Consider the following 15,172-nt stretch of genomic DNA (forward strand, 5'->3'; position numbering starts at 1 on the left):
GCCCTCCGTCGTCCCGCCCTTGCGAAGGTGTGCCATGCCCCTGAGCCATCCCCGCCGTTCGGCGCTGTCCGAGCAGGTCATCGCCGCGCTGCGCAACCAGATCACCTCGGGCGAGTGGCCGGTCGGCTCCCGGATCCCGACCGAGCCGGAGCTGGTCGAGCAGCTCGGGGTGGCCCGCAACACGGTCCGCGAGGCCGTCCGCGCGCTCGCGCACAACGGCCTGCTGGACATCCGCCAGGGCTCGGGGACGTACGTCGTGGCGACCAGCGAGCTGGCGGGCGTGATGCACCGCAGGTTCGCCGACGCGGACCCCCGGCACGTCGCCGAGCTGCGCTCCACCCTGGAGTCGTCCGCGGCCCGGCTGGCCGCCGAGCGGCGCACCGAGAAGGACCTCAGGCAGCTCGACGGGCTCCTGGCGCGGCGCGAGGAGGCCTGGGCGTCGGGCGACGCGGAGGCCTTCGTGACGGCGGACTCCACCTTCCACCTGGCCGTGGTGGCCGCCTCGCACAACGACGTGATGACCGAGATGTACGCGGACCTCGGCGAGGTGCTGCGGGACTGGCTGCGCGAGGACGTCGGCGAGGAGCTGACGCCGGAGACGTACATGGACCACACGCGGCTCGTGGACGCGATCCGCGCGGGCGACGCGGCGGCGGCCGCCGGGGAGGCGGCCGGCTACCCGTTCCTGTGCCGTCCGGGACGGTTCAGCGCGCCAGCTTCCGGTGGCTGACCCACACCGAGCGGACCTCTTTCCAGCACCGGCCGGTCAGCCGCACGGTCTGCGCGGGCCCGGCCTCGACCTCGGGGCCGTCGGTGTCGAGGTCCCACCAGCGGTCGCACTCGATGTGCAGGCGGACGCCGTCGGTGCGCGGATAGGGGTTGTGGCAGTAGGCGGTCACCCGGGAGCCGGTGATCCTGCTGCGGCAGGAGGCACCGAACAGCTCCGAGGGAGCGGCTCCGGGCTCTTCCGCGCGTGCGTGCGACATCGCTTCGTACGACAGGGACATCACGAGACAGACGGCTGCGGTCGCTGAGGCCAGACTGCGGGACAGGCGCACAAGGGGACCTCCTCGGCCGTGCTGGGGAGGGAATCACGGGTGAACGCGTAATCCAGGGTGCCCAGTTGCCGGCCGTGCGCGCCCGGCCTGGTAGGCCGAACGGGGGACGCCCCGCTCCCAGGGGGGAACGGGGCGTCGACGACGTAGGGAATCAGGCGCCGATGGCGTGCAGGCCGCCGTCCACGTGGATGATCTCGCCCGTGGTCTTCGGGAACCAGTCGCTCAGCAGGGCCACGATGCCCTTGCCGGCCGGCTCCGGGTCCTTGAGGTCCCACTCCAGCGGGGAACGGTCGTCCCAGACCGCGGCCAGGTCGCTGAAGCCCGGGATGGACTTGGCGGCCATGGAGCCGATCGGGCCCGCGGAGATCAGGTTGCAGCGGATGTTCTGCTTGCCCAGGTCACGGGCGATGTAGCGGCTGGTGGCCTCCAGGGCGGCCTTCGCCGGGCCCATCCAGTCGTACTGCGGCCACGCGTACTGCGCGTCGAAGGTCAGGCCGACGACCGAGCCGCCGTTCTGCATCAGCGGCAGGCAGGCCATGGTCAGCGACTTCAGGGAGTACGCCGAGACGTGCATGGCGGTGGCCACGGACTCGAACGGCGTGTTCAGGAAGTTGCCGCCGAGCGCGTCCTGGGGCGCGAAGCCGATGGAGTGCACGACACCGTCGAGGCCGCCGAGCTCCTCGCCGACGACGTCGGCCAGCCGGCCGAGGTGCTCGTCGTTGGTCACGTCGAGCTCGATGACCTTGGTGGGCTTGGGAAGCTTCCTGGCGATGCGCTCGGTCAGCGTGGGCCGCGGGAACGCGGTCAGGATGATCTCCGCGCCCTGCTCCTGGGCCAGCTTCGCGGCGTGGAAGGCGATGGAGGACTCCATCAGCACACCGGTGATCAGGACGCGCTTGCCCTCGAGAATTCCGCTCATGGTGTTCAGTGACCCATTCCCAGTCCGCCGTCAACGGGGATGACGGCTCCAGTGATGTACGAGGCGTCGTCCGAGGCGAGGAACCGCACCGTCGCGGCGACCTCCTCGGGCTGCGCGTAACGACCGAGCGGCACCTGTTTCACGATGGCCTCACGCTGCTCGTCGGTGAGCACCTTGGTCATGTCGGTGTCGACGAAGCCGGGCGCGACGACGTTGAAGGTGAGGTTGCGCGAGCCCAGCTCACGCGCGAGCGAGCGGGCGAAGCCGACCAGGGCGGCCTTGGAGGCGGCGTAGTTGGCCTGGCCGGGGCCGCCGTAGAGGCCGACGACCGAGGAGATCAGGACGACCCGGCCCTTCTTGGCGCGCAGCATGCCGCGGTTGGCGCGCTTGACCACGCGGAAGGTGCCGGTGAGGTTGGTGTCGACGACCGAGGTGAAGTCCTCCTCGGACATGCGCATCAGGAGCTGGTCCTTGGTGATGCCGGCGTTGGCGATCAGGACCTCGACCGGGCCGTGCTGGGCCTCGATCTCCTTGTAGGCCTGCTCCACCTGCTCGGTGTCGGTGATGTCGCACTTGACGGCCAGGCAGCCCAGTTCCGTCAGGGCGGCCGGCGGCTCACCCGAGCGGTACGTGATGGCGACCTTGTCGCCGGCTTCGGCGAACGCGCGGGCGATGGCGAGGCCGATGCCCCGGTTGCCTCCGGTGACGAGAACCGAGCGGCTCAACGGATCACCCTTTCCCTTGGTCTGACACACCCGCCCGGACACCTCGATGACAGGCGGCTTCTCGGAAAACCTATCGGGCCGCTCCCGCCGGAGGACATTCGGGCACCGACAGTGGCTTACGGGACTCGCTGTCGGGTCCCTACAGAAAGATGCCGACAGCGGGCACAAACGTGTGGTCCGCACACGGGTCGCCGCGACATGATCGGGGCTGTCGTCGCCCACCCTCATGCCGACAGGAAGAGACCCAGGTGCCTCATACCATCGACGAAGCCTTCACAGCGCTTCCCCTACGTGCCCTCGCCGACGCCGCGCTGGCACGCGCGCGTGCGCTCGGCGCCGAGCACGCGGACTTCCGGTTCGAGCGGGTGCGCAGCGCGTCCTGGCGGCTCAGGGACGCCAAGCCCGCCGGGTCCTCGGACACCACCGACCTCGGGTACGCGGTGCGGGTCGTGCACGGCGGCACCTGGGGCTTCGCGTCGGGCGTGGACCTGACGATGGACGCCGCCGCCAGGGTCGCCTCGCAGGCCGTGGCCATGGCGAAGCTCTCCGCCCAGGTGATCCGCGCGGCCGGGTCGGACGAGCGGGTGGAGCTGGCCGACGAGCCGGTGCACTCCGACCGTACGTGGATCTCGTCGTACGAGATCGACCCGTTCTCGGTGCCCGACGAGGAGAAGGCCGCGCTGCTCGCGGACTGGAGCGCGCGGCTGTTGCGGGCGAACGGGGTCAACCACGTCGACGCCTCGCTGCTCACCGTGCACGAGAACAAGTTCTACGCCGACACCGCGGGCACGGTGACCACACAGCAGCGGGTCCGGCTGCACCCGTCCCTGACAGCCGTGTCGGTCGACGAGTCCAGCGGCGAGTTCGACTCCATGCGGACCCTCGCGCCGCCGGTCGGTCGCGGCTGGGAGTACCTCACGGGCACCGGCTGGGACTGGGAGAGCGAGCTGGAGCAGATCCCCGAGCTGCTCGCCGAGAAGATGCGCGCGCCCAGCGTCGAGGCCGGCCTGTACGACCTCGTCGTCGACCCGTCCAACCTCTGGCTGACCATCCACGAGTCCATCGGCCACGCCACCGAGCTGGACCGCGCGCTCGGCTACGAGGCCGCCTACGCCGGCACCTCCTTCGCCACCTTCGACCAGCTCGGCAAGCTGCGCTACGGCTCCGAGCTGATGAACGTCACCGGTGACCGCACCGCCGAGCACGGCCTCGCGACCATCGGCTACGACGACGAGGGCGTCGCCGGCCAGTCCTGGGACCTGGTGAAGGACGGCACCCTCGTCGGCTACCAGCTCGACCGGCGGATCGCGAGACTGACCGGCTTCGAGCGGTCCAACGGGTGCGCCTACGCCGACTCCCCCGCGCACGTCCCGGTGCAGCGCATGGCCAACGTGTCGCTCCAGCCGGACCCCGCGGGCATGTCGACGGAGGACCTCATCGGCAGCGTGGACCGCGGCATCTACGTCGTCGGTGACCGGTCCTGGTCGATCGACATGCAGCGCTACAACTTCCAGTTCACCGGCCAGCGGTTCTTCAGGATCGAGAACGGACGGATCACCGGGCAGTTGCGGGACGTCGCCTACCAGGCGACCACCACCGACTTCTGGGGCTCGATGGCCGCGGTGGGCGGCCCGCAGACCTATGTCCTCGGTGGCGCCTTCAACTGCGGCAAGGCCCAGCCGGGCCAGGTCGCCGCCGTGTCGCACGGCTGCCCCTCGGCCCTCTTCAAGGGCGTCAACATCCTCAACACCACGCAGGAGGCCGGTCGATGAGCGCCCGCACCAACAAGCCGCACGAGATCGTCGAGCGGGCCCTCGCGCTGTCGCGGGCGGACGGCTGCGTGGTGATCGCCGACGAGCAGTCGACCGCCAACCTGCGCTGGGCGGGCAACGCGCTCACCACGAACGGCGTCACGCGCGGGCGCACGCTCACCGTCGTCGCGACCGTCGACGGCAAGGAGGGCACCGCCTCCGGGGTGGTCTCCCGGTCCGCGGTGACCGCGGACGAGCTGGAGCCGCTGGTGCGGGCCGCCGAGGCCGCCGCGCGGGGCGCCGGGCCCGCCGAGGACGCCCAGCCGCTGGTCACGGGCGTACCGGAGTCCCCCGACTTCACGGACGCGCCCGCCGAGACCTCCTCGGCCGTCTTCGCCGACTTCGCGCCGGCGCTCGGCGAGTCCTTCGCACGCGCGCGTGCGGGCGGCCGCGAGCTGTACGGCTTCGCCAACCACGAGCTGGTGTCGACGTACCTGGGCACGTCCACGGGGCTGCGGCTGCGCCACGACCAGCCCAACGGCACGCTGGAGCTGAACGCCAAGTCGCCGGACCGGACCCGCTCGGCCTGGGCCGGACGCTCCACGCGGGACTTCAAGGACGTCGACCCGGCGGCGCTGGACGCCGAGCTCGCCGTACGTCTGGGATGGGCCGAGCGGCGCGTCGATCTGCCCGCGGGGCGGTACGAGACGCTGCTGCCGCCGACCGCGGTCGCGGACCTGTTGATCTACCAGTTGTGGTCGGCGTCCGGGCGGGACGCGGCCGAGGGCCGGACGGTGTTCTCCAAGCCGGGCGGCGGCACCCGGGTCGGCGAGAAGCTGACCGACCTGCCGCTGACGCTGCGCAGCGACCCGAACGAGCCGGGCCTGGAGTCCGCGCCCTTCGTCGTCGCGCACTCCTCCGGGGGCGACCAGTCGGTGTTCGACAACGGTCTGCCGGTCGCGGCCACCGACTGGATTCGTGACGGCGAGCTGGCGCATCTGATGACGACCCGGCATGGCGCCGGCCTGACCGGGCTGCCCGTCGCCCCGGCCGCCGGCAACCTCATCCTCGACGGGGGCTCGGACCGCTCCCTGGAGGAGATGGTCGCGAACACCACGCGCGGGCTGCTGCTGACCTGCCTCTGGTACATCCGGGAGGTCGACCCGGCCACGCTGCTGCTCACCGGGCTGACCCGGGACGGGGTGTACCTGGTCGAGAACGGCGAGGTGACCGGCGAGGTCAACAACTTCCGGTTCAACGAGTCGCCGGTCGGGCTGCTGGGGCGGGCCACGGAGGCGGGGCGGACCGAGAAGACGCTGCCCCGGGAGTGGAGCGACTACTTCACCAGGGCCGCGATGCCGGCGCTGCGGGTGCCGGATTTCAATATGAGTTCTGTCAGTCAGGGCGTATAACCTCGTAGCCGACAGTCACCCGACTGCCCGAGGACCTTTCGAGGAGATACGAGAACCGTGACGGACATCGTCGACGAGCTGAAGTGGCGGGGGCTGTGGGCCCTGTCCACTGACGAGGACGCTTTGCGCAAGGCGCTCGCGGACGGTCCCGTCACGTTCTATTGCGGTTTCGACCCCACGGCGGCCAGCCTGCACGTCGGCCACCTGGTGCAGGTCCTCACCATGCGCCGGCTCCAGCAGGCGGGCCTGCGACCGCTGGCGCTGGTGGGCGGGGCGACCGGTCAGATCGGCGACCCGCGCCCCACGGCCGAGCGCACGCTGAACGACCCGGAGACGGTCGCGAACTGGGTGAGCCGGCTGCGCGCGCAGATCGAGCCGTTCCTGTCCTTCGAGGGCGAGAACGCCGCGGTGATGGTGAACAACCTGGACTGGACGGCCGGGATGTCGGCCATCGAGTTCCTGCGGGACATCGGCAAGCACTTCCGCGTCAACAAGATGCTCACCAAGGACTCGGTCGCCCGGCGCCTGGAGTCCCAGGAGGGCATCAGCTACACGGAGTTCAGCTACCAGCTCCTCCAGGGCATGGACTTCCTGGAGCTGTACCGGCGGTACGGCTGCACGCTCCAGCAGGGCGGCAGCGACCAGTGGGGCAACCTCACGGCGGGTCTGGACCTGATCCACCGCCTGGAGCCCGACGCCTCGGTGCACTGTCTGGCGACACCGCTGATGGTCAAGGCGGACGGCACCAAGTTCGGCAAGACCGAGGGCGGCGCCGTCTGGCTGGACCCGGAGATGACGACGCCGTACGCGTTCTACCAGTTCTGGCTGAACGTGGACGACCGGGACATCTCGACGTACATGCGCATCCTGTCCTTCAGGTCCCGTGAGGAGCTGGAGGAGCTGGAGAAGCAGACCGAGGAGCGGCCGCAGGCCCGGGCCGCACAGCGGGCGCTGGCGGAGGAGCTGACGACGCTGGTGCACGGCGCGGACCAGACGGCCGCGGTGATCGCCGCTTCGAAGGCGCTCTTCGGGCAGGGTGAGCTGGCGGAGCTGGACGCCAGGACCCTGTCCGCGGCCCTCTCGGAGCTGCCGCACATCAAGGTCGACCGGTTGGCGCAGGTCGTCGACATGCTGGCCGAGACCGGACTGGTCGCCAGCAAGTCGGCTGCCCGCAGGACGGTCAAGGAGGGCGGCGCCTACGTGAACAACGTGAAGATCACCGCTGAGGACGCCGTCCCCGCTCCGGAGGACCTGCTGCACGGACGATGGCTGGTGCTGCGCCGGGGCAAGAAGAACCTGGCCGCGGTCGAGGTGACGTCCGCGTAGTTCCTGGCACGTCAGAACGGGGCGCTCTCCTCGCGGAGGGCGCCCCCTTCGTCGTACGGCTGTCAGATGCGCCGTTTCCTCTTGCCCAGCGTCGCCATGTAGAGCATGTCTCCGACGGCGACGATGATGATCGCGGCGATGAGCTGGAAGACGTGGCGGCTCCAGTCGATGCCGGGGGTCTCGTCCACGCCGAACCCGCGCGCCATGGCGTTGCCGGCGATGGCGCCGAGCATGCCGAAGATGGTCGTCAGCCACAGGGGACTGTGCTGCTTGCCGGGGATGATCGCCTTCGCGATCAGGCCCAGCACGAATCCCACGATGATCGCCCACAACCAGCCCATGGCTGCCTCCTCGTACGGCTCTACGTGAGCATTACGGCCAGTGTCGGTCCGTCGGCACTACGCCGCATGTCGGGTACGGCTGTACGTGCCGGGGGTGAGCCGGCCGGCCCCGGCGGCAGGTGCCCCGGTCTCGTAGGCGGCGCAGGCGCGGCGTACCGTGGAAGCAGTCCGGGCCCGGTGCCTCAACCGGGTGCGGAGCGGATACGGGGCCGGAGAAGTCCGATGCGGGCGGATGGTGGAATGTGATGCGGAAGCAGCATGCCGGCGGCGGCGCCCAGGTGTTCCGGATCACCGGCGCCCGGACGAGCCTCCAGGAGGACGTGCGCGGACGTCAGCGCAGGTACGTCATCTCGATGACGGTCCGTACGCTGTCGGTGGTGCTCGCGGCCACACTGTGGAACGTCGAGCGGCACGTCGCGATCGTGGCGCTGGTGCTGGGGGCGGTTCTGCCTTATATCGCCGTCGTCATCGCCAACGCGGGGCGGGAGAACGCGCCCTCGCTGCCGTCGACCTTCGTGACCGTCCCGGTCCGGCCGATGATCATGCCGCCGCGGGGCGAGGACGCTGCCGCGGAACCCGTGCCGGAAGGCGGTGCGGGCGGTGCCGCGCCGGGTGCCCGGGGGGAACCGCGCGAGCGGACGTGACGGGTCCTGCCCGCACCAAGCTCAAGAAAAGCTCAGATCAATCATGTTGTTCCAGTGCCGGGCCAAGGGTTACCCGTGACATACTTCGTACGCGCTCCGCATCCCCCGTCGGAGCGACAGACCGACGCCGGGCAGCTCCCCCCGTGGCTGCTCGGCGTCGCCTTTTCCACCCCGCTTGTGAGACGAAATCCGTGAGTGACGAGACCCCGATCTGCTCCGCGAAGGGCTGCCGCGTCGACGCCGTGTGGGTGCTCGCATGGAACAACCCGAAGATCCACACGCCGGAGCGCCGGAAGACGTGGCTGGCCTGTGAGGAGCACCGGGAGCACCTGTCGCAGTTCCTCGGGGTGCGGGGCTTCCTCAAGGACGTCGTGAAGCTCGAGGACTGGCGGGCGCCCGAAGGGGCCTAGCCGGTCGATCGGGCCTAGCCGCCGATCGCGGACATCGGCCGGTCCGGCTGGACGAAGGTCGGGTCGTCGAGGCCCGCGCCCGCCTTCTTGCCCCACATCGCCTCGCGCCAGATCCGGGCGATCTCCTCGTCGCCTGCGTCGGAGCGCAGGGCCGCGCGCAGGTCTGTCTCCTCGCGGGCGAACAGGCAGGTGCGTATCTGGCCGTCGGCCGTGAGCCGGGTGCGGTCGCAGGCCGCGCAGAACGGGCGGGTGACCGAGGCGATGACGCCGACGACATGAGGGCCGCCGTCCACGATCCAGCGCTCCGCGGGGGCCGATCCGCGCTTCTCCGCCCCCTCCTCGGTGAGGTCGAAGCGGGTGCGCAGGGAGGTCAGGATGTCCCCCGCGGTGATCATGCCGTCGCGCTTCCAGCCGTGTTGGGCGTCCAGGGGCATCTGCTCGATGAAGCGCAGTTCGTAGTCGTGCTCCACCGCCCAGGCCAGGAGGTCGGGGGCCTCGTCGTCGTTGAGCCCGGGCATGAGGACGGAGTTGACCTTGACCGGGGTCAGGCCCGCCTCGCGGGCGGCGTCGAGGCCGTCCAGGACGTCCTGGTGGCGGTCGCGGCGGGTGAGCGTCTTGAAGACGTCCGGGCGCAGGGTGTCCAGGGAGACGTTGACCCGGTCCAGGCCCGCCGCCTTCAGGGCCTTCGCCGTGCGCTTGAGGCCGATGCCGTTGGTGGTGAGGGACATCTGGGGGCGCGGGTCCAGGGCCGCGACGCGCTCGACGATGCCGACGAGGCCGGGGCGCAGCAGGGGCTCACCGCCGGTGAAACGGACCTCCTCGATGCCGAGGGAGGTGACGGCGATGTCGATCAGGCGGACGATCTCGTCGTCGGTGAGCAGATCGGGCTTGGCCAGCCACTGCAGGCCCTCTTCCGGCATGCAGTACGTGCACCGCAGATTGCAGCGGTCGGTCAGCGAGACGCGCAGGTCGGTGGCCTGCCGGCCATAGGTGTCGATGAGCACGTGGGCCCCCTCCCTCGTCGCGGATCAGTCCCGAGCCATCGGTTCCGTCACTTGTGAGCCTACGTGACGTCACTGACAACGACAGTGCCCGATCCCACGACGTGCGAAGCGGCCGCTTCGTAGGGATCTACGACGCGGCCGCTCCAGAGGGTGCGTCAGTGGGCGCCGGTGCCGGTCAGGGACCGGACCTCCAGCTCCGCGTACTTGCCCTTGTCCGGCTCCTCCTTGGAGAGGTAGGTGCCGATGATGCCGAGCAGGAAGCCGACCGGGATCGAGATGAGGCCCGGGTTCTCCAGCGGGAACCAGTGGAAGTCGACGTCCGGGAACATCGAGGTGGGCTTGCCGGAGACGACCGGCGAGAACAGCACCAGGCCGACCGCCGTGACGAGGCCGCCGTAGATCGACCACAGGGCTCCGGAGGTGGTGAACCGCTTCCAGAAGAGGCTGTAGATGATCGTGGGCAGGTTCGCCGAGGCGGCGACCGCGAAGGCGAGGGCGACCAGGCCGGCGACGTTGAGGTCGCGGGCGAGGGCGCCCAGCAGGATGGAGACGGCGCCGATGCCGACGGTGGCCCAGCGGGCCGCGCTCATCTCCTGCTTCTCGGTGGCCTGACCGCGCTTGATGACGTTGGCGTAGATGTCGTGCGCGAAGGACGACGACGAGGCCAGGGTGAGGCCGGCGACGACCGCGAGGATGGTGGCGAAGGCGACCGCCGAGATGGTGGCCAGCAGGATCGCGCCCCAGTTGGAGTCGACGCCGCCCAGATGCAGTGCCAGCAGGGGCGCCGCCGTGTTGCCCGCCTTGTTGGAGGCGATGATCTCGTCGGGCTTGATGAGGGCCGCCGCGCCGAAGCCGAGGGCGAGGGTCATCAGGTAGAAGGCGCCGATGAGGCCGATGGCCCAGATGACCGACTTACGGGCGGCCTTGGCGGTGGGCACCGTGTAGAAGCGGATCAGGATGTGCGGCAGCCCGGCGGTGCCGAGGACCAGGGCGATGCCGAGCGAGATGAAGTCCAGCTTGGTGGTGCCCGTGGCGCCGTACTTCAGGCCCGGCTCCAGGAAGGCCGCGCCCTTGCCGCTGTTGTCGGCGGCGGAGCCCAGCAGGTCGGAGACGTTGAAGTCGAACTTCAGCAGCACCAGGAAGGTCAGCAGCAGGGCGCCCGCGATCAGGAGGACCGCCTTGACCATCTGGACCCAGGTGGTGCCCTTCATGCCGCCGATGGTGACGTACACGATCATCAGGACGCCGACCAGGGCGACGATGCCGATCTTGCCGCCGTCGCTGGTGATGCCGAGCAGCAGCGAGACCAGGACACCCGCGCCCGCCATCTGGGCCAGCAGGTAGAAGATCGAGACGACGATGGTGGAGGTGCCGGCCGCGGTACGGACCGGGCGCTGGCGCATCCGGTACGCGAGGACGTCGCCCATCGTGTAGCGGCCGGAGTTGCGCAGCGGTTCGGCGACCAGGAGCAGGGCGACGAGCCAGGCGACCAGGAAGCCGATGGAGTACAGGAAGCCGTCGTAGCCGAAGAGGGCGATGGCGCCCGCGATGCCGAGGAAGGACGCGGCGGACATGTAGTCGCCGGAGACGGCGAGGCCGTTCTGGAAACCGGTGAACTGGCGGCCGCCCGCGTAGAAGTCGGAGGCGTCCTTGGTCTGGCGTCCGGCCCAGACCGTGATGACCAGGGTCGCGACGACGAAGACCGCGAAGAGGCTGATGATCAGCGGCCGGTGCTCGCTGGCCTCGCCGGCCGCCAGGGTGATCGCGGGGCTCATGCGCCGCCCTCCATCCGGGACTTGATCGCCTCGGCCTTGGGGTCGAACTTGGCGGCGGCCACGCGCGAGTACCACCAGGCGATGAGGAACGTGGTCAGGAACTGCGCGAGGCCCAGGGCGAGGGCCACGTTGATGTTGCCGAAGAGCTTGGTGCCCATGAAGTCGCCCGCGTAGTTGGACAGCAGGACGTACAGCAGGTACCAGGCGATGAAGCCGACGGTCAGCGGAAAGGCGAAGGAGCGGTAGGAGCGGCGCAGTTCACCGAACTCCGCGCTCTCCTGCACCTCGGTGAACTCCTCGGTGGTGGGGAGTTTGTGCGTCTCTTTCGAGGGTGGCGGTGCGTCGGTGGCCACGGACTCTCCTCGCGTGCGGGTGCGGTTGTGACGGGGATCGGGGGCGAGTGTCCTCGCGTTCCCTGTTCAAGGTCACGGCGCCGCGCTGGCAGCGGTTCAACTCGCTTTGCTTCTTTCCGAACTCACCTTGGGGAAGTCATTGCTGGCCAGCGACTTCGGGAGATAGCTTCGGCCTGCACCACCCGTCATGTACCTGCCCGAGCGACACCTGTGTCTCGGGCCGGTTTCGTTTCCGGATGATGTGGAGACCCCATGTCCCAGCCGCGTTCCAGACGTTCGAGACGCAGCCTCGCGCTCGCCGTTCCGGTCGTGCTGTCCCTCACGGCCTCGCTCGGCCTGCTGCCCGCGGCGGCCTCGGCCGCCCCCGCCGCGGAGCCCGCGGCGCAGGCAGCGGACGCGACGAACCTGTCCTACGTCGTCAACACCAAGCTGGACCACCGCACGATCGCGGCGGTGAAGAAGGCGATACCGACGGCCGGCGGCACCGTCGTGATCGCGTACGAGAAGATCGGCGTGATCGTCGTCCACTCCTCCGCGCCGGACTTCGCCCAGAAGATCCGCAAGGTGCGCGGGGTGCAGTCGGCCGGCGCCACCCGCACCGCGCCGCTGGCCCCCGCGGGCACGACGGAGGAGGGCGCGGCCCACGTCCTGTCGGACGCGCAGGCCGCGAAGGTCGCCCGGGCCTCGGCCGCCACGCCGGACAGCGAGCCCCTCGAGGCCGACCAGTGGGACCTGCGGGCGATAGGCGCCGACAAGGCCGCCGAGATCAACCCGGGCAGCCGCAGGGTGACCGTCGCCGTGATCGACACCGGCGTCGACGACACCCACCCCGACCTCGCGCCGAACTTCTCCGCCTCGCAGTCGGCGAACTGCGACGGCGGTGTCCCGGACACCACCCCGGGCGCCTGGCGGCCGTACACCGCGGACGACTACCACGGCACGCACGTGGCCGGTGAGATCGCCGCGGCCCGCAACGGCATCGGCGTGGCCGGGGTCGCGCCCGGCGTGAAGGTGTCGGCCATCAACGTGACCGACCGGAACAACGGGCTCTTCTACCCCGAGAGCGTCGTGTGCGCGTTCGTGTTCGCGGCGGACCACGGCGTCGAGATCACGAACAACAGCTACTACGTTGATCCATGGCTGTACAACTGCATGGACGATCCAGATCAGCGGGCCATTGTTGACGCGGTCAACAGGGCGCAGCTGTACGCCCAGAAGAAGGGCACGCTCAGCCTGGCGTCGGCGGGCAACTCCAACGACGACCTGGACTCCCACGCGATCGTCGACGACTCGAGCCCCGACGACTCGACGGCCGTGCCGCGGACCGTCGACCCGCACGAGTGCTTCGACGTGCCGACGCAGCTCCCGGGTGTCGTCACGGTCAGCGCGACGGGCGTCAAGAACCTCAAGTCGTACTACTCCTCCTACGGCAAGGGCGTCATCGACGTCGCGGCCCCGGGCGGCGACCGGCTGTACCAGATCCCGGACACGCCCTCGCAGAACGGCCGCATCCTGTCGACCATGCCGAACGGCGAGTACGGCTTCCTCCAGGGCACCTCGATGGCCTCGCCGCACGCCGCGGGCGTCGCCGCGCTGCTGAAGTCGACGCACCCCAAGGCGAGCCCTGCCCAGTTGCAGGCGCTGCTGAAGGCGCAGGCGGACGCCACGAGCTGCCCGGCCTCCTACGACCAGGACGGGGACGGGACGCAGGACGCGGTGTGCGAGGGCGGCACCCGGGTCAACGGGTTCTACGGCTTCGGCATCGTCAACGCGCTGCGCGCGGTCAAGTGACCCGCCCGCCCCGACACTTCGCCCGACCCGGCACCACCCGCACGGACCGCTTGTACCGAGAACGAACTGGAGAGATTCTCATCATGACTGGGCTCCACCCTCGCTACCGGCGCACGATCGCGATCCCGCTCGGCATGGCCATCGCCACGGCCATGGCGTTCCTGCCCGCCACGGCGTCCGCCACCGGCCTGTCCGGCACCGGCGCCGAGGCCACCGGTGCCGTCAGCGACGTCCTCGCCTCCACCGCCACGGACGGGACGGCGCTCAGCTACGTCGTCAACGTCCGCCCCGGGCACGGTCCTTCGACTCAGGTGAAGAAGGCCATCGCGAAGGCCGGCGGCACGATCGTGACGTCGTACGACCAGATCGGCGTGATCGTCGTCCACTCGTCGAACCCCGACTTCGCGAAGACCGTCCGCAAGGTCCGCGGGGTCGAGTCGGCGGGCAACACGCGCAACGCACCGCTGCCGGCGCAGTCGACGACCGACGAGGGGACGCCGAAGGCGCTCAGCTCGGCGCAGATGTCCGCCGCGCAGGCCGCCGCCGACGCCGGCCAGGACCCCCTGGAGTCCTTGCAGTGGGACCTGCCGGCCATCAAGGCGGACAAGGCGCACGAGAAGTCGCTCGGCAGCAGCAAGGTGACCGTCGCCGTGATCGACACCGGTGTGGACGACACCCACCCCGACCTCGCGCCGAACTTCGACCGGGCCGCCTCGGTCAACTGCGTGACGGGCAAGCCGGACACCGCCGACGGGGCGTGGCGGCCGAGCGCCGAGGAGAGCCCGCACGGCACGCACGTGGCCGGTGAGATCGCGGCCGCCAAGAACGGCGTCGGCATGACGGGTGTGGCGCCCGGGGTGAAGGTCGCGGGCATCAAGGTGTCGACCACCGCCGGCTACTTCTACACGGAGGCCGTGGTCTGCGGCTTCATGTGGGCGGCCACGCACGGCGTCGACGTCACCAACAACAGCTATTACACCGACCCGTGGTACTTCAACTGCACCGACGACCCGGACCAGAAGGCCCTCGTCGAGGCGGTCACCCGGGCCTCGCGGTACGCGGAGAAGCGGGGCGTGGTCAACGTCGCCGCGGCCGGCAACGAGAACTACGACCTCGCGGCCGACGAGATCACCGACCCGGTCTCGCCGAACGACGGCACGCCCTCGGAGCGGGTGATCGACCCGTCGGAGTGCTTCGACATACCGACCCAGCTCCCGGGTGTCGTGACGGTCGCGGCGACCGGCGCCAAGGGCATCAAGTCGTCCTTCTCCAACTACGGCCTGGGTGTCATCGACGTCGCCGCGCCCGGCGGTGACTCGACGGCCTACCAGACGCCCGCGCCGCCCGCGACCAGCGGCCTGATCCTGGGCACGCTGCCCGGCGGCAAGTGGGGCTACATGGCCGGTACGTCGATGGCCTCGCCGCACGCCGCGGCCGTGGCCGCCCTGATCAAGTCGACGCACCCGTACGCCCCGCCGGCCCTGGTGAAGGCGCTGCTGTACGCCGAGGCCGACGCCACGCCGTGCACGGACCCCTACGACATCAACAGCGACGGCAAGGTCGACGCGGTGTGCGAGGGCTCCAAGAACCGCAACGGCTTCTACGGCTGGGGCACGGTGGACGCGCTGGACGCGGTCACGAAGTAGCGGCACGGGACGATCAA

15 protein-coding genes are annotated in these 15,172 nt (G+C 70.2%); 8 read left to right on the forward strand and 7 right to left on the reverse strand.

Annotated features, from left to right (window positions below):
• The first annotated feature begins 34 nt into the window (after positions 1 to 34).
• Positions 35 to 730 carry a FadR/GntR family transcriptional regulator gene (locus ACIQJT_RS12610; RefSeq protein WP_053851432.1) on the forward strand — a complete coding sequence of 232 codons (696 nt, stop codon included), beginning with the start codon at positions 35 to 37 and terminating at the stop codon, positions 728 to 730.
• Here ACIQJT_RS12610 and ACIQJT_RS12615 read toward each other — a convergent pair.
• From ACIQJT_RS12615 to fabG, 3 genes are all read right to left on the reverse strand, one after another.
• Positions 705 to 1,058 carry a hypothetical protein gene (locus ACIQJT_RS12615; RefSeq protein WP_365465304.1) on the reverse strand — a complete coding sequence of 118 codons (354 nt, stop codon included), beginning with the start codon at positions 1,056 to 1,058 and terminating at the stop codon, positions 705 to 707. The two genes, ACIQJT_RS12610 and ACIQJT_RS12615, sit on opposite strands and share 26 nt — an antisense overlap.
• Positions 1,059 to 1,209: 151 nt before the next feature.
• Positions 1,210 to 1,977, reverse strand: a complete 768-nt coding sequence (gene fabI / locus ACIQJT_RS12620) for an enoyl-ACP reductase FabI (RefSeq protein WP_053851430.1) — start codon at positions 1,975 to 1,977, stop codon at positions 1,210 to 1,212.
• A 5-nt stretch (positions 1,978 to 1,982) separates the two neighbouring features.
• Positions 1,983 to 2,702 carry a 3-oxoacyl-[acyl-carrier-protein] reductase gene (gene fabG, locus ACIQJT_RS12625; protein WP_053851429.1) on the reverse strand — a complete coding sequence of 240 codons (720 nt, stop codon included), beginning with the start codon at positions 2,700 to 2,702 and terminating at the stop codon, positions 1,983 to 1,985.
• Between the two features lie 248 nt (positions 2,703 to 2,950).
• Between fabG and ACIQJT_RS12630 the strand changes: the two genes are divergently transcribed.
• The 3 genes from ACIQJT_RS12630 to tyrS are packed head-to-tail and all read left to right on the forward strand — an operon-like array spanning position 2,951 to position 7,191.
• A complete protein-coding gene (locus ACIQJT_RS12630) occupies positions 2,951 to 4,474 on the forward strand; it encodes a TldD/PmbA family protein (RefSeq protein WP_402642680.1) in 1,524 nt (507 codons plus the stop codon).
• Positions 4,471 to 5,865: a metallopeptidase TldD-related protein gene (locus tag ACIQJT_RS12635; RefSeq protein WP_402642684.1), complete on the forward strand. Its 1,395-nt coding sequence runs from the start codon at positions 4,471 to 4,473 to the stop codon at positions 5,863 to 5,865. The genes ACIQJT_RS12630 and ACIQJT_RS12635 overlap by 4 nt, the downstream gene beginning before the upstream one ends.
• A gap of 57 nt (positions 5,866 to 5,922) precedes the next feature.
• Positions 5,923 to 7,191 (forward strand): tyrosine--tRNA ligase, encoded by a 1,269-nt coding sequence (tyrS, locus tag ACIQJT_RS12640; protein WP_402642687.1) that lies wholly within the window; start codon positions 5,923 to 5,925, stop codon positions 7,189 to 7,191.
• A gap of 62 nt (positions 7,192 to 7,253) precedes the next feature.
• On the opposite strand, the gene ACIQJT_RS12645 is transcribed toward tyrS, so the two are convergent.
• Entirely contained in the window at positions 7,254 to 7,532 is a 279-nt protein-coding gene (locus tag ACIQJT_RS12645) for a GlsB/YeaQ/YmgE family stress response membrane protein (protein WP_365465319.1), read from the reverse strand.
• Between the two features lie 245 nt (positions 7,533 to 7,777).
• Here ACIQJT_RS12645 and ACIQJT_RS12650 point away from each other — a divergent pair, with 245 nt between their 5' ends.
• Positions 7,778 to 8,176, forward strand: coding sequence for a DUF3099 domain-containing protein (locus ACIQJT_RS12650; protein WP_365465322.1), 399 nt, complete (start codon positions 7,778 to 7,780; stop codon positions 8,174 to 8,176).
• A gap of 191 nt (positions 8,177 to 8,367) precedes the next feature.
• Entirely contained in the window at positions 8,368 to 8,586 is a 219-nt protein-coding gene (locus ACIQJT_RS12655) for a hypothetical protein (RefSeq protein ID WP_053851424.1), read from the forward strand.
• A gap of 14 nt (positions 8,587 to 8,600) precedes the next feature.
• On the opposite strand, the gene moaA is transcribed toward ACIQJT_RS12655, so the two are convergent.
• The 3 genes from moaA to ACIQJT_RS12670 form a co-directional block, all read right to left on the reverse strand.
• Positions 8,601 to 9,590: a GTP 3',8-cyclase MoaA gene (gene moaA / locus ACIQJT_RS12660; RefSeq protein WP_365465325.1), complete on the reverse strand. Its 990-nt coding sequence runs from the start codon at positions 9,588 to 9,590 to the stop codon at positions 8,601 to 8,603.
• Positions 9,591 to 9,745: 155 nt separating this feature from the next.
• On the reverse strand, positions 9,746 to 11,365 hold the full coding sequence (locus ACIQJT_RS12665) for a cation acetate symporter (protein WP_053851422.1): 1,620 nt from the start codon (positions 11,363 to 11,365) through the stop codon (positions 9,746 to 9,748).
• Positions 11,362 to 11,718, reverse strand: coding sequence for a DUF485 domain-containing protein (locus tag ACIQJT_RS12670; protein ID WP_365465328.1), 357 nt, complete (start codon positions 11,716 to 11,718; stop codon positions 11,362 to 11,364). Before ACIQJT_RS12670 ends, ACIQJT_RS12665 begins: the two co-directional genes overlap by 4 nt.
• Positions 11,719 to 11,970: 252 nt before the next feature.
• Between ACIQJT_RS12670 and ACIQJT_RS12675 the strand changes: the two genes are divergently transcribed.
• Together ACIQJT_RS12675 and ACIQJT_RS12680 are read left to right on the forward strand one after the other, a co-directional pair.
• Positions 11,971 to 13,509: a S8 family peptidase gene (locus ACIQJT_RS12675; protein WP_402642693.1), complete on the forward strand. Its 1,539-nt coding sequence runs from the start codon at positions 11,971 to 11,973 to the stop codon at positions 13,507 to 13,509.
• An 83-nt stretch (positions 13,510 to 13,592) separates the two neighbouring features.
• Positions 13,593 to 15,155: a S8 family peptidase gene (locus tag ACIQJT_RS12680; RefSeq protein ID WP_402642695.1), complete on the forward strand. Its 1,563-nt coding sequence runs from the start codon at positions 13,593 to 13,595 to the stop codon at positions 15,153 to 15,155.
• The last annotated feature ends 17 nt before the right edge of the window (positions 15,156 to 15,172 follow it).

Source organism: Streptomyces sp. NPDC091972 (assembly GCF_044756385.1).
GTDB lineage: Bacteria > Actinomycetota > Actinomycetes > Streptomycetales > Streptomycetaceae > Streptomyces.

What these genes read in the sequence shown, in the direction of transcription:
- ACIQJT_RS12610 (WP_053851432.1), top strand. Translation starts at nt 35, where the DNA reads ATGCCCCTGAGCCATCCCCGCCGTTCGGCGCTGTCCGAGCAGGTCATC.
- fabI (WP_053851430.1), bottom strand. Translation starts at nt 1,977, where the DNA reads ATGAGCGGAATTCTCGAGGGCAAGCGCGTCCTGATCACCGGTGTGCTG.
- ACIQJT_RS12635 (WP_402642684.1), top strand. Translation starts at nt 4,471, where the DNA reads ATGAGCGCCCGCACCAACAAGCCGCACGAGATCGTCGAGCGGGCCCTC.
- ACIQJT_RS12645 (WP_365465319.1), bottom strand. Translation starts at nt 7,532, where the DNA reads ATGGGCTGGTTGTGGGCGATCATCGTGGGATTCGTGCTGGGCCTGATC.
- ACIQJT_RS12650 (WP_365465322.1), top strand. Translation starts at nt 7,778, where the DNA reads ATGCGGAAGCAGCATGCCGGCGGCGGCGCCCAGGTGTTCCGGATCACC.
- ACIQJT_RS12665 (WP_053851422.1), bottom strand. Translation starts at nt 11,365, where the DNA reads ATGAGCCCCGCGATCACCCTGGCGGCCGGCGAGGCCAGCGAGCACCGG.
- ACIQJT_RS12675 (WP_402642693.1), top strand. Translation starts at nt 11,971, where the DNA reads ATGTCCCAGCCGCGTTCCAGACGTTCGAGACGCAGCCTCGCGCTCGCC.
- ACIQJT_RS12680 (WP_402642695.1), top strand. Translation starts at nt 13,593, where the DNA reads ATGACTGGGCTCCACCCTCGCTACCGGCGCACGATCGCGATCCCGCTC.